This is a genomic window from Albidovulum sp., assembly GCF_049646345.1.
Lineage (GTDB): Bacteria > Pseudomonadota > Alphaproteobacteria > Rhodobacterales > Rhodobacteraceae > Albidovulum.
Window position 1 is genome coordinate 1 of the sequence record NZ_JBARVQ010000529.1, and the last position, 12276, is coordinate 12276.

General features: G+C 63.0%; 14 protein-coding genes and 1 riboswitch. Of the genes, 9 read left to right on the forward strand and 5 right to left on the reverse strand.

Going from position 1 to position 12276, the window contains the following annotated elements; translation table 11 throughout:
- Nucleotides 1-91: 91 nt before the first annotated feature.
- The gene (locus tag WBB85_RS13540) at nucleotides 92-1270 is read right to left on the reverse strand and encodes a deoxyguanosinetriphosphate triphosphohydrolase (RefSeq protein WP_432639136.1); all 1179 of its coding nucleotides are present in this window, start codon (nucleotides 1268-1270) and stop codon (nucleotides 92-94) included.
- Nucleotides 1271-1350: 80 nt separating this feature from the next.
- Here WBB85_RS13540 and WBB85_RS13545 point away from each other — a divergent pair, with 80 nt between their 5' ends.
- Nucleotides 1351-1677, forward strand: coding sequence for a HesB/IscA family protein (locus WBB85_RS13545; RefSeq protein ID WP_432639149.1), 327 nt, complete (start codon nucleotides 1351-1353; stop codon nucleotides 1675-1677).
- Between the two features lie 53 nt (nucleotides 1678-1730).
- On the opposite strand, the gene WBB85_RS13550 is transcribed toward WBB85_RS13545, so the two are convergent.
- The 3 genes from WBB85_RS13550 to metZ form a co-directional block, all read right to left on the reverse strand.
- On the reverse strand, nucleotides 1731-2840 hold the full coding sequence (locus tag WBB85_RS13550) for a serine/threonine protein kinase (protein ID WP_432639137.1): 1110 nt from the start codon (nucleotides 2838-2840) through the stop codon (nucleotides 1731-1733).
- Nucleotides 2841-2959: 119 nt separating this feature from the next.
- The gene (gene folE2 / locus WBB85_RS13555) at nucleotides 2960-4057 is read right to left on the reverse strand and encodes a GTP cyclohydrolase FolE2 (RefSeq protein ID WP_432639138.1); all 1098 of its coding nucleotides are present in this window, start codon (nucleotides 4055-4057) and stop codon (nucleotides 2960-2962) included.
- 103 nt (nucleotides 4058-4160) lie between these two features.
- Nucleotides 4161-5336, reverse strand: a complete 1176-nt coding sequence (metZ, locus tag WBB85_RS13560; RefSeq protein ID WP_432639139.1) for an O-succinylhomoserine sulfhydrylase — start codon at nucleotides 5334-5336, stop codon at nucleotides 4161-4163.
- A 44-nt stretch (nucleotides 5337-5380) separates the two neighbouring features.
- A riboswitch (SAM riboswitch) is annotated at nucleotides 5381-5458 on the reverse strand.
- Between the two features lie 103 nt (nucleotides 5459-5561).
- On the opposite strand from metZ, the gene WBB85_RS13565 reads away from it, so the two are divergent.
- The 8 genes from WBB85_RS13565 to WBB85_RS13600 all read left to right on the forward strand — a co-directional run bounded on the left by WBB85_RS13565 (nucleotide 5562) and on the right by WBB85_RS13600 (nucleotide 10760).
- On the forward strand, nucleotides 5562-5807 hold the full coding sequence (locus WBB85_RS13565; RefSeq protein ID WP_432639140.1) for a hypothetical protein: 246 nt from the start codon (nucleotides 5562-5564) through the stop codon (nucleotides 5805-5807).
- Nucleotides 5808-5893: 86 nt separating this feature from the next.
- Nucleotides 5894-6595 carry a glutathione S-transferase N-terminal domain-containing protein gene (locus tag WBB85_RS13570; RefSeq protein WP_432639141.1) on the forward strand — a complete coding sequence of 234 codons (702 nt, stop codon included), beginning with the start codon at nucleotides 5894-5896 and terminating at the stop codon, nucleotides 6593-6595.
- Nucleotides 6596-6906: 311 nt separating this feature from the next.
- A complete protein-coding gene (locus WBB85_RS13575) occupies nucleotides 6907-7233 on the forward strand; it encodes a DUF1194 domain-containing protein (protein WP_432639142.1) in 327 nt (108 codons plus the stop codon).
- Between the two features lie 53 nt (nucleotides 7234-7286).
- Nucleotides 7287-8333 carry an alanine racemase gene (gene alr, locus WBB85_RS13580; RefSeq protein ID WP_432639143.1) on the forward strand — a complete coding sequence of 349 codons (1047 nt, stop codon included), beginning with the start codon at nucleotides 7287-7289 and terminating at the stop codon, nucleotides 8331-8333.
- The gene (locus WBB85_RS13585) at nucleotides 8330-9112 is read left to right on the forward strand and encodes an MlaE family ABC transporter permease (RefSeq protein ID WP_432639144.1); all 783 of its coding nucleotides are present in this window, start codon (nucleotides 8330-8332) and stop codon (nucleotides 9110-9112) included. The genes alr and WBB85_RS13585 overlap by 4 nt, the downstream gene beginning before the upstream one ends.
- Nucleotides 9109-9855, forward strand: coding sequence for an ABC transporter ATP-binding protein (locus tag WBB85_RS13590; protein WP_432639145.1), 747 nt, complete (start codon nucleotides 9109-9111; stop codon nucleotides 9853-9855). Before WBB85_RS13585 ends, WBB85_RS13590 begins: the two co-directional genes overlap by 4 nt.
- Nucleotides 9856-10034: 179 nt before the next feature.
- Nucleotides 10035-10268, forward strand: coding sequence for a hypothetical protein (locus tag WBB85_RS13595; RefSeq protein WP_432639146.1), 234 nt, complete (start codon nucleotides 10035-10037; stop codon nucleotides 10266-10268).
- A 45-nt stretch (nucleotides 10269-10313) separates the two neighbouring features.
- Nucleotides 10314-10760 carry a paraquat-inducible protein A gene (locus tag WBB85_RS13600; protein ID WP_432639147.1) on the forward strand — a complete coding sequence of 149 codons (447 nt, stop codon included), beginning with the start codon at nucleotides 10314-10316 and terminating at the stop codon, nucleotides 10758-10760.
- On the opposite strand, the gene WBB85_RS13605 is transcribed toward WBB85_RS13600, so the two are convergent.
- The gene (locus WBB85_RS13605) at nucleotides 10723-11937 is read right to left on the reverse strand and encodes an acetate/propionate family kinase (protein ID WP_432639148.1); all 1215 of its coding nucleotides are present in this window, start codon (nucleotides 11935-11937) and stop codon (nucleotides 10723-10725) included. The genes WBB85_RS13600 and WBB85_RS13605 overlap by 38 nt on opposite strands.
- Nucleotides 11938-12276: the final 339 nt, after the last annotated feature.

A 12276-nucleotide genomic window follows, 5' to 3' on the forward strand; every position in this document is an offset into this window, starting at 1 on the left:
GCGCCTTCGGCTTGGTTCCGGGCGAAGGGGAAGATCCGCTAAGGTCCGCAAAGGGCTCGACGCACCAGCCAATCACCACCACGCGCCCGTTTCACCGGCAGAGCCGTTCATGTTCCTGAATGGCAAAGCGGTCAGTCATGCCCGCGACGTAATCAAGCACAACCCGGGCGAGTTCGGTTTCATTCACGGCATGGGCCACATCGGCGCGCCATTCGGCGGGCAGCAGCGCCGGGTCGCGCATGAAGAGCGGGAAGAGATCGTTGATCATCGCCGTCACCCGCTGGCGTTCAACCACCACGGTCGGTGCACGGTACATGCGGGTGAAAAGGAAGGACTTGATCGCTTTCAGGTTCTGGTAAAGCGGTTTCGAAAACCGGATGATCGGCCCTTCCATATCGCGGATCGCCTGTGCCGATTGCGGCTCGCTCGAAGTCAGGCGGTTCTGCGCCACCGCGATCACATCCTCCACCATCACGCCGAAGACCCGGCGCAGGGCCTCATGCCGGCGGCGGGTCGGATCGAGATCGGGATAGAGCCGGTCCACCTCTTCAAAACAGGGGCCGGTGACGGGCAGCTCCATCAGATCGGCCTCGGTGAAAAGGCCCGCGCGCAACCCGTCATGCAGGTCGTGATGGTTGTAGGCGACATCGTCTGCAACCGCCGCCACCTGCGCCTCGGCCGAGGCATGGGTGGAAAGCTCCAGATCGTATTCGGTGTTGAATTCGGAAAGCGCATAGGGCATCGCCCCCCCGTCCTTCACCGCATGGCTGCCGCTGGCATGCGGACCGATGACCGGGCCATTGTGCTTGGCGATACCTTCCAGCGTCTCCCATGTCAGGTTCAGCCCGTCGAAATCGGCATAATGCCGTTCCAGCCGGGTGACGATGCGGATCGCCTGCGCGTTGTGGTCGAAGCCACCATAGGGTGCCATAAGGTCATGCAGCGCGTCCTCTCCGGTATGGCCGAAGGGCGGATGGCCAAGATCATGGGCCAAAGCCACCGCCTCGGCCAGTTCGACATTCAGCCCCAGAGTGCCCGCGATGGTGCGCGCGACCTGTGCCACCTCGATGGTGTGGGTCAGGCGGGTGCGGTAATAGTCGCCCTCATGCTCGACGAAGACTTGCGTCTTGTGTTTCAGCCGCCGGAAGGCCGAGGACTGGATGATCCGGTCCCGGTCGCGCTGAAACGGCGAACGGAAGGTGGACATGCGTTCGGGATAGAGCCTGCCGCGGCTTTGATCGGGCTGGCAGGCATAGGGGGCAAGGGTCATGGCGCCTGTTCTTGTCGTCTTACGTCCCCCATCATATATGATGGTCATTGAGGAATTGACACGGGCGATTGCCGATGGACCTGAACCTGCCGCCGAAAGTGACCGACCGGGCCTTTGCCCGGCTGGCCGAGATCAATGAAGGTGCCGGTGAGGCCAAGGCCCTGCGCATCGCGGTTGAAGGCGGCGGCTGTTCCGGGTTTCAGTACGACATTCGCCTTGATGATCCCGCACCCGAGGATCTGGTGCTGGAAGGTGCGGGCCAGAAGGTGCTGATCGACGCGGTCTCTCTGCCCTTCCTGACAAATGCCGTCATCGATTTTTCCGAAGAACTGATCGGCGCGCGCTTCGTGGTCGAGAATCCGAACGCCACCTCGTCCTGCGGCTGCGGCACGTCGTTTTCGATCTGATCCGAGAAAACGCCACAGCCACTGGCCAAGGCGTTTCCATCTGGCCAAACGGTTTACTGGTTCGGGAAGTAATCCTCACAGGTGCCTTCGCGGTAGACATCGGCCGTGCAGCAATGCAGGCCGCCGCCGAATGCATAGGCATCGCGCAGCTCGACCGGGACGACCTCCATCCCCAGCTTGTCCATCTGTTCCATCTGATAGACTTCCGAGGCTTCGACACAGACGGTCTTGGGGTCAAGCACCAGCACGTTCATGGAAAGCCAAGTCGAGGAATAGCAAAGCGGCGGCGGGGCGTTGTGCGCGGGTTGCGCAGCGTCCACGATCTCCCAATCATTGGCCCTGAACATCTTGCGCTGATCTTCCGGCAGGCGGCGCTGCGGGTTGTTCAGGATCAGACCGGGGCGCAAGGGCGTGAAGGTCGCGTCGATATGGATCGGATAGGGATCGCCGGGGAAGTTCACGGTATGAACCCGGTGATCCGGGAAGTGACGGCGCAACCACTCGATGCCTTTGAGGTTGGTGGTGAAGCCGTGCTGCACCACAAGGTCGCTGCCAAAGCGCAGAACATCGGCGGCGTCGAACAGCGGCTCTTCCTCGGTCGTGACGAAGAACTTCTCGGCCGCCCATTTCAGGCGCTTTTCCACACCGATCTTGTCGGAGAGGTAATCGGGGTGATAATCGGCATCGGTCAGCCGCGGCTTCGGCGCGCTTTCATGGCGGAACTTCGGGTCTTCGTTGAAATATTGCTGCATCAGCGGCCGGTAGTTCAGATATTCGAACCAGCGGCAGCGATAGGACATCGTCGCCTCCAGCATCTCCGACCCGACGGTCAGAAGCACATCGCGCGGCGGCATGCAGCCGAACTGGCTGTCAGTGTGGAAATCGGGCGTGGTGGCGGGCAGCGCATGGTCGATCGGCGTGGGCCGGTCCACCCGGATGCCACGCCCCTCAAGCATAGCCGCGAAATTGTCCAGAAGCTCATTGGCGCGGTCAATCGTCTCCTGCGGGCGACGTCCCCACTGGCCGCGCATGTCGCTGTCCTCGGGCACCTTGGCATCCAGCGCCGGTTCCTCGGGCGGGATATGGCAATCATCGGCCCGGCCGACGATGACATGTTTAAGCGGGTCCCATTCGTTCCAGCTGTTCACGACGGTCTTTTGCATCTGATCCCATCCCGCGGTCTGCGTTCATGCGAACTCCTAGGAGGATGACGGTGCACAGACAAGTCCCGGAAGCGACGCGGTCCCGACAACGCGCGCCATTTCAGGCCGTCCGGCCCCTGTCAGCCGACCTTGTGAAGCGAAGAGAACAGCCGCGGATCGATGCTTTCGGCGACGAAGGTCGGACCTTCAGTCAGGATCGACACGGCATCATGGCTGTGCAGGCTTTCCTGATGGCTGGCCACAACGCGGAAATCGCCGATCCGGTCGTCGCCCAGCAGCCGCTCTGCGAAACTGCGTGCCGCGTCCTCGACGAAAATCGGATTGGCGGCATTGAGTTCGGCGAAGGCCTGTTCATCCTCGCGCTTGACCATGACTTGCGTTTCGGTCGGCACGGCGGCGCGGGCAAGGTCGATCAGATCCTCGTACCAAAGGCGTTTCCCACCTTCTTCCACCACCGAAATCCGCGCGACCGAACGCTGCGAATGCGGGGTGGCCAACTGGCCGCGGGCCTGGCGCGCATGTTCGGAAAGTTCCAGCGAACAGGGGCAGGTTGAGGAATAGACATAGTCGAGATGGGTGATCCGGGTCTGCCGCCCTTCCCGCTCCATCAGTTCCAGCGCGATGTCGTAATATTGCCAGCCGGTCAGGCCCGAGCGCAGTGACTGCACCTTCGCGGGGAAGGAAAACCGCATCATCAGGCGGGCATCGATGCTGTCATGATCCTTCTTATAGTCCTCCAGCACGGCGGCAAGGACGGAAAAGGAAAAGGTCCGCTCGGCATGGGCATAGAAGGACCGCATGATGCGGCTCATGTTGATGCCCTTCTTTTCGCCGATCAGGGACACCGTGCCGGTGACCGAGGTTTCCAGCGTGATGTCGCCGCCATCGCGGGTGTGAAAGACGATGGGCAGACGGAAGTTGGAGATACCAACATGCTGGATCGGCGCCTGCGCCCCGACGATCAGGCTTGAGGGGCCGTTTTGAAGATCGGGCATGGAGGCGCGGTAAGCCTCATCAGCGGTGAAACCTTCGGGGTAAGTCCGCGACAGATCCGGATAATTGCCGACCTCTCGCCCCGGCAACAGCCGGGCGATGGCAGGGTCGAGCCGCGCCACCTCGGTCGGATCGGCGCGTTCGGCCCATGCACGCAGCACCGCCAATGCCTCTTCCGCATCGGCGCGGTTCGGTTCCCGGTCAATCTCGCCCACGAAATTCATGGCAAGCTCCTCGATGGTCCGGATATGACCGGACGACCCATTATGCGGGAAGGCCGGGGGCCTTGTCCAACCCTACGCGGATATTCTCGGCGCTTTCGCGACCTTAGACCGCATCCAGCGCCTGCCGTAGATCGGCCAGAAGGTCGCCCGCATCCTCGATCCCGACGGAAAGGCGCACCAACCCCGGCGTGATGCCAAGCGTCACCTTTTGTTCGGCCGGAAGCCGCTGATGGGTGGTCGTGGCGGGATGGGTGATGATCGACTTGGCATCGCCGAGATTGTTGGACAGCTTCACGATCTCCAATGCGTTGAGGAAGCGAAATGCCGCCGCCTGCCCGCCCTTGACCTCAAGCGTCACCACCGTGCCGCCCGCGCCCATCTGCGCCATCGCTATCCCGTGCTGGGCATGGCCCTTCAGCCCCGGATAGATCACGCGGGCCAGCTTTTCATGCCCTTCCAGCGCCTCGGCCAGTGTCAAAGCATTGGCAGCCTGCGCCTTCACCCGCAGATCAAGCGTTTCCATGCCCTTCAGCATCACCCAGGCATTGAACGGGCTGAGCGCCGCGCCGGTATGTTTCAGATAGGGTTCCAGCACCTTGCGGATATAGTCCCTGGTGCCGCAGACCACGCCACCCAGACAGCGCCCGCCGCCGTCGATATGCTTGGTCGCGGAATAGACGATCACATCCACGCCCAGTTCGACGGCCTTCGAAAAGGTCGGCGTGGCAAAGACATTGTCGACCACGACGGTCGCGCCAACCGAATGGGCGATCTCGCAGACCGATTTCACATCGATGACCTCAAGCGTCGGGTTCGACACCGATTCGAGGAAGACCGCCTTCGTGTCCGGCCGCATCGCCGCACGCCATTGATCGAGGTCCGTGCCGTCAACCAGCGTCACCTCAACTCCGAACCGTCCAAGGATCTCAAGTACATAAAGGCAGGACCCGAAAAGTGCGCGTGCCGCGACAACGTGATCGCCGGACTTCAGAAGCGAGGTCAGCGCCGCATTGACCGCCGCCATGCCGGAGGCGGTGGCAAAGGCGTCCTCGGTCCCCTCGATCGCCGCGATGCGTTCCTCGAACATGCGCACGGTCGGGTTGCCATAGCGGCCATAGATGAACTCATCCGGCCCGCTTTCGATGAACCGCGCCTCGGCCTGTTCGGCGCTTTCATAGACGAAGCCCTGGGTCAGATAGATCGCCTCGGACAATTCGCCATACTGGCTGCGCCGTGCGCCCGTATGGATGAGTTGCGTCTGTGTCTTCCAATCCGTCATGGCCGTTCCTCCGGCAACAAAAAAGCCCCCACCGGAACAGGTAGGGGCCAAAGCCTCCGACCTCTTTAGCGGCATGTTTAACGTGGCCCGCAATCCGGTAACAAATCGCCACGTCACAGGCGATAGCGCGAAGTGGCCGCAGGGTCAACGTCCGATTGCGGGCGCCCTCCGCTTGTGGCCCGCGCCACGATGCGGTCAACTGCCCCGATAGCAGGAGAAGAATCGATGCCCCGCCCCGCCGCCCTTGCCGCCCTGATCGCCCTTGCCGCCTGTGTTCAACCCGCCCCTGAACCGCTGGGTGAGGTCCGCATCGGCGCAGTGTCCTATCCCATAACCCCGAACGCCACCGGAACCTGGCGGGTAGTGGTCGATGGACGCTCGGTGCTGTGTTCCAAGCCGACCGAAGAGGCCTGTTTCTGGGCGGTCCGCCATTACCTGACGTCGCAGGAATTGCTCGACGATCTTGGCTGAACGCACCTTGTGCGCCCTCGCACATTGTCCCTGATGGGACGAGGCCCCAGATTGACGGCACGCGCACGACCCGAAAAGGACCGGACATGACCGCCCCCATCGAGCTTTATTACTGGCCCACGCCGAACGGCTGGAAGATCTCCATCGCGCTGGAGGAGATGGGTCTGCCCTACAACCTCAATCTGGTGAATATCGGTGCGGGCGACCAGTTCGCGCCGGATTTCCTGAAGATCGCACCGAACAACCGGATGCCAGCGATCATCGACCCCGAGGGGCCGGACGGCAAACAGATTACAGTCTTCGAAAGCGGCGCGATCCTGCAATATCTCGCCCGCAAGACCAGCACATTCTACGGCTCCAACGAACGCGAACGGGTCGCGGTCGAGGAATGGCTGATGTGGCAGATGGGCGGGGTCGGGCCGATGGCCGGTCAGGCGCATCACTTCCTGAAATACGCGCCCTCGCTGGAACCGCCGCAGGTGCTGCCCTACGCACAGGACCGCTACCGGTCCGAGGTCGGGCGGCTCTACGGCGTGCTGGACCGGCGGCTGGAAGGGAACCGCTATGTCGCGGGCGATTTCTATTCGATCGCTGACATGGCGCTCTGGGGCTGGTGTTCGGGCTGGGAAGGCCAGCAGCAGAGCCTGGACGACAAGCCCCATATGAAACGCTGGCTCGACCAAGTCGGTGCCCGCCCGGCGGTGCAACGCGGCCGGGCTCTTGCCGCCGAAAAGCGCAGCAATTTGCAGGACGACCGCAAGGCGCAGGAAATCCTGTTCCGGCGGTGAAGGAATTGTGTGCGCCGCGCCGGGTGTGATCCGGGGGCGTGCGCAAGACATGTCCTGAAACCATGCCAGTCCGCAAAGTGGGACGTTGCAGCCATTCGTGGATACGTCCCTTCGCCCGGAATTAAGCCGAAGGCGCCGAGCGAGCGCCTGCCCGTCCCGGCGGGCTGACGCTTTTGCGGCCACGCGCATCCCATGAAGTCAGAGAGGCTTTGCGGGCACAAAGCACCCCGAATACAGGTCTCTGCGCCATCCCACGGGCAGCGGCCGCCCGGTTTGCGTTGCGCATGCCAACGACCGCAACGGGCGGACTGGTGACCACTGCACGCGACGAGGTGCTGGCGCAGGGCATCATCATCAACGGATTGCCGCTGATGACCTATGACGCGGGCGGCGCGATGTGGCGGATTGACGATCTGGATACCTATTACGCCGAATGCGTGACCGGTGGGCCGGGTGCTTTCGTCCTGCCGGTGCATGACTGGCCCGATTTCGCCGCTGCTGTCACGCGCAAACTGGTGCTTAAAATCGCGGGGGCGGCGCCTGAACGGCTGATCCCCGCTCAGGCAAACGCGCCCTATGACTGCCTGAGCGGCGAGAAGATGTGGCCGCGGAACCGCCGTTTCTTCGACATTCCGTAACAGGCGCGCCACGCCCCTTGCCACACCCCTGCCCGCCTGCCAAAAGACCGCGCATGGCACAGGCGACCCTCACCATCGACCTCGACGCAATCCGCGCGAACTGGCGGGCGCTGGCGCATGCCTCCGGTGTGGCCGAGGCCGGGGCAGTGATAAAGGCCAATGCTTATGGGCTGGGCTTCTTGCCAGTCGGGAGGCAGCTCCTCGCCGAAGGTGTGCGTAAGTTCTTCGTCGCAGAAGCGTTCGAAGGTGCGCATGCTCGTCTTGCGGTCGGCAGTCGCGTCGATGTTTTTGTCTTTGCTGGCCATATGGCCGGTGACACTGACGTTATCCGACAGCATGGATTGATCCCTCTCTTGAACTCCCCCGAACAGGTGGCACGACACAGAAGCACCCTGCCCGGTCACCCCTTCGGCATCCAGCTCGACACCGGGATGAACCGGCTAGGGATGGAAGAGGTCGAGTGGTGTGCGGTTTCGGCAGAAGTGCTGGCGGAAAAGCCCCGTCTGATCATGTCGCATCTCGCCTGCGCGGATGAGCCGGACCATCCGATGAATGCCGCGCAGCTTGCCACGTTCCGCCGCATGACCGATGGCACCGACGTGCCGCGTTCGCTGGCGGCGACGGGGGGGATCCTGCTTGGCCCCGACTACCATTTCGACGTCACCCGCCCCGGTATCGGCCTTTACGGCGGCCTTCCCTTCGCGGATGCGGCACCAGTCGTTCGCCTGTCGCTGCCGGTGATCCAGACCCGCGACGTAGCACTGGGGGAAAGCGTCGGTTACGGCAATACATGGACCGCCCCCGCGCCTGCGCGCATCGCGACGCTTGCGGCGGGCTATGCCGACGGGCTGATCCGGGCAATGACGGGTAGCGCGCGTGTCTTCGCAGGAAATACGCCCTGCCCGCTTGTCGGCCGCGTCTCGATGGACATGATGGGGGTCGATGTGACCCACCTGCCCGAACCGCCCGAGGCGCTCGACATTCTTTGCCCCGCGCAAGGCATCGATGCGCTGGCCGAGGCTGCCGGTACCATCGGCTATGAAATCCTGACATCGCTCGGGGCCCGTTATGCGCGCGACTACATCGGTGGTGCTGCATGAGTGCGCTCGCCCCGATCGCGGCTCTTGGGCGGCTGGTGCTTGGCAGCCTCGCGATGCTCGGCCGGATGGCGATCTTCGCCGGTGAAACGCTGAGCCACCTTGTCCGTCCGCCCTTCTACCCGAAGGAATTCCTGTCGGCCCTGATGCAGATCGGCTGGTTCAGCCTGCCCGTCGTGGGCCTGACCGCCCTTTTCACCGGCGGCGCGCTCGCGCTGCAGATCTATGCGGGCGGCGCGCGGTTCTCGGCCGAGGCGGTCGTGCCTTCAATCGTCGCCATCGGCATGGTGCGCGAACTGGGCCCGGTGCTGGGCGGGCTGATGGTGGCCGCAAGGGTGGCGTCGTCGATTGCCGCAGAGATCGGCACGATGAAGGTGACCGAGCAGATCGACGCGCTCACAACTTTGTCCACCAACCCCATGAAATACCTGACAGTTCCGCGTGTACTTGCGGCGACCCTAGCGGTGCCGGTTCTGGTCGCGGTCGGCGACAGTATCGGTATTTTTGGCGGCTATCTGGTGGGCGTGAACCGGCTGGGCTTCAACCCCGCCACTTACCTCAAGAACACGCGCGAATTTCTGGAAGTCTGGGATATCGTGTCGGGCCTTTGGAAAGGCGCGGCCTTCGGCTTCATCGTCGCCTTGATGGGCTGCTATTACGGCATGAATTCCGGGCGCGGTGCCCAAGGCGTCGGCCGGGCGACCAAAGCCGCCGTTGTCGCCGCCTCGGTCCTGATCCTTGCCACCAACTACATCCTGACGGAGGTGTTTTTCTCCGCATGATCGAGCTTCAGGACATTCACAAGGCTTTCGGCAAGAACCGCGTGTTGCGTGGGGTGAACCTGACCGTGCCCTCGGGCGAAAGCATGGTGATCATCGGCGGGTCCGGAACCGGAAAATCCATCCTTCTCAAATGCATCCTCGGCCTTGTTCATCCAGATAGCGGCACAATCCTGCTGGACGGCGAAGATGTGGAGACAGCCGCCCGCGACGCCTTCCTTGCCCGCTTCGGCATGCTCTTTCAGGGCGGTGCGCTCTTTGACAGCCTGCCCGTCTGGCAAAACGTCGCCTTTCGTCTGCTGCGCGGCTCGCTGAAGCGGCCGAAGGATGAGGCCCGCGAGATCGCCATCGAGAAACTGCGCCGCGTGGGACTGAAACCCGAGGTCGCTGACCTCTTTCCCGCTGAACTCTCCGGCGGCATGCAAAAACGCGTGGGCCTCGCCCGCGCCATCGCCGCCGACCCCGAGGTGATCTTCTTTGACGAACCGACAACCGGGCTCGACCCGATCATGGCGGGTGTGATCAATGAGCTGATCCGCGAGATCGTGACCGAGATGGGTGCAACGGCAATGACGATCACTCATGACATGTCCTCGGTCCGCGCCATCGCCGACCGGGTGGCGATGCTGCATGACGGGGTTATCCAATGGACCGGCCCGATCGCAGATATGGACGCCACGTCAGACCCTTACGTTCAGCAATTCACCCATGGCCGTGCCGAAGGGCCGATCGCGGCGGTGCGCTGACCGGCACCGTGATTTGACGGGCAGAGCAGGTAGGCCTAATCTGATCCCGGTAGGGACAAGGGCTGGGGAACGGAATGGCTTCGGCTCAAACGGCATCGTTTGTCGTCATATTATATATCGCGTTGTTCTGCGGTCCGCCGATGCTCTGCATCTGGCTCTGCACGCAGCGATACAGGGGCATGGTGCGAAACGGTCGCAGCGGCAGGATATTTCTTGCCGGGCTTGCCGTTGTCGGCGCGGCATTGCTTGCCAATTCGGCCATCATCGCCGTGGACTGGCTTGGCCTCATATCCGAACCGCGCCTCTCCCGCGCGCTTCAACTGACCGCTGCTGCCCTCTCGTGGCTTTGCCTGTGGATCTGGATCGCGATGCTGTTCATGCGGCCACGCATCCTGCGGCGACGGAGAAGCTGACCGCCGGGGCTTGCATCACCCGACCGCATCTATATCCATGTCGCCATGATCCGAGCTGCAAACCTGTCGCTACTTGTCCTCTTCCCGCTGTCGTGGTTCGCACCGCTGCTGAAGGCCGGGCTGCTGCCATTCTTCGACCTTGATTCCATCTCGGTCATCACCGGCTTGCAGGCCTTGTGGGAAAAGGACGTGATCCTTGCCCTTCTGGTCACCTTCCTTGCTGTTTTCGCGCCCTATATGAAGACAATCGGCCTTGCGCTGGTGCAGTTCCGCCTCGCCTCGCCCCGCATTCTGGGTGTGCTGCACATGCTCGGACGGCTCGCGATGGCCGATATCTTCCTGATCGCGCTTTACATCGTGCTGGCCAAGGGGGTCGGCCTTGGCCGGATCGAGACGGCCTGGGGGCTTTACCTTTTCACCGCCTGCATTCTGGCGAGCCTTGCGATTTCGCATGTCACCGAACGGGATCGGCTGCCGAAACGCGCGGGCTGAGCAATGCGTGGGTGGCAAGGGCGATCACCCGTTCCTCATCCGTCGGCAGAACGACGACATCGCAGCGCGACGCTGCCGCACTGATCCGTGTTTGACCGCGCATGTTCGCGTTCTCGTCCAACTCAACCCCGAGCCAGTCGAGACGCCCACAAATCTCGCGCCGGATAAGGGCCGAATTCTCGCCGATGCCTGCCGTGAAAACCAGCGCATCGAGCCCGCCCAGTGCCGCGACCAGCCCGCCAAGCGTCGTCACCGCCCGGTAACAGAACAGCTCAATCGCTTCGGCCGCCCGCGGATCGTCACTGTTCTCCAGCACCTTCATGTCCCGACTGAGGCCAGACACGCCCAAAAGACCGGACTGCTCATAAAGCAAATGCTCGACCTCGTCGGGTGACATCTTCATCTGCCGCAGAAGGTGCAGCACCACGCCCGGATCGAGCGCGCCGCAGCGCCGCCCCATCACGAGGCCGTCGAGCGCGGTAAAGCCCATCGTGGTGGCCACGCTCCGCCGCCCCTGCATGGCGCACATGCTGGCGCCGCTCCCCAGATGGGCAACGATCACCCGCCCCTCGGCCCGTGACCCGAGATGGTCGGGCAGGATACGGGCGATGTAGTCGTAGGAGAGGCCGTGAAAGCCATAGCGCCGTATACCCGCTTCACTCAGCGCCTGCGGCAGGGCGAAGCGGCGGGCGACAGGCGGCTGGGTCAGGTGAAAGGCGGTATCGAAACAGGCGATCTGCAGCAGGTCGGGATGGCGCAGGGCAACGGCCCGAACCCCGGCGAGGTTGTGGGGCTGATGCAGCGGGGCCAGCGGCTCCAGCTTTTCCAGCGCCGTCATCGTTGCGGCATCCAGGCGGACGGGTGCGGCGAATTCGCTGCCCCCATGCACGATCCGGTGCCCTACGGCGACGACCGCACCAAACCCCGGCAGCGCGTCAAGCCAGGTCAGCAACCGGCCGATCAGGGCATCATGCCCTTCGCCCCGCTCCATCGCACCGAATGAGGCGATATCGGCCACACCATGGCCAAGCCCCAGAACCGGCGCCACGCCAATGCCCGCGATCTTGCCCCGCAATATCTGTGGCATATCGCCGACATAGCCCACAAGATCAGCAGGATAGAGCGCGAACTTGATGCTGGATGAGCCGACATTGAGAACCAGAATGACCTGCATCACGACGCCTTTTCTTGCTGTTCGGTCCCGGCGCGCGGATCTTTATCATCGTGGCCGCTGGGTCCAACACAATAACGCGGATGGTTCTGGTGTCATCCTTTGGCCGGGTCGTTGATGCATATCAACGGACGTCATGCACTGGGGCCTCGCGGTTCGACGAACTCGGCTAGCGACCTTTGCGGTCGTTGCAACTGGCATAACATAAGCCGGTCGCGCGCCTGCCCGTGGGGTGGCGCAGCGACGGTCATTCAGCGCTATTTATAGTCGCAAAGCCCCTCTGACCTCATTTGATGCGCGAGGCCGCCAAAGCGCCAGCCCGGCGGGACGGGCAGGCGCTCGCCC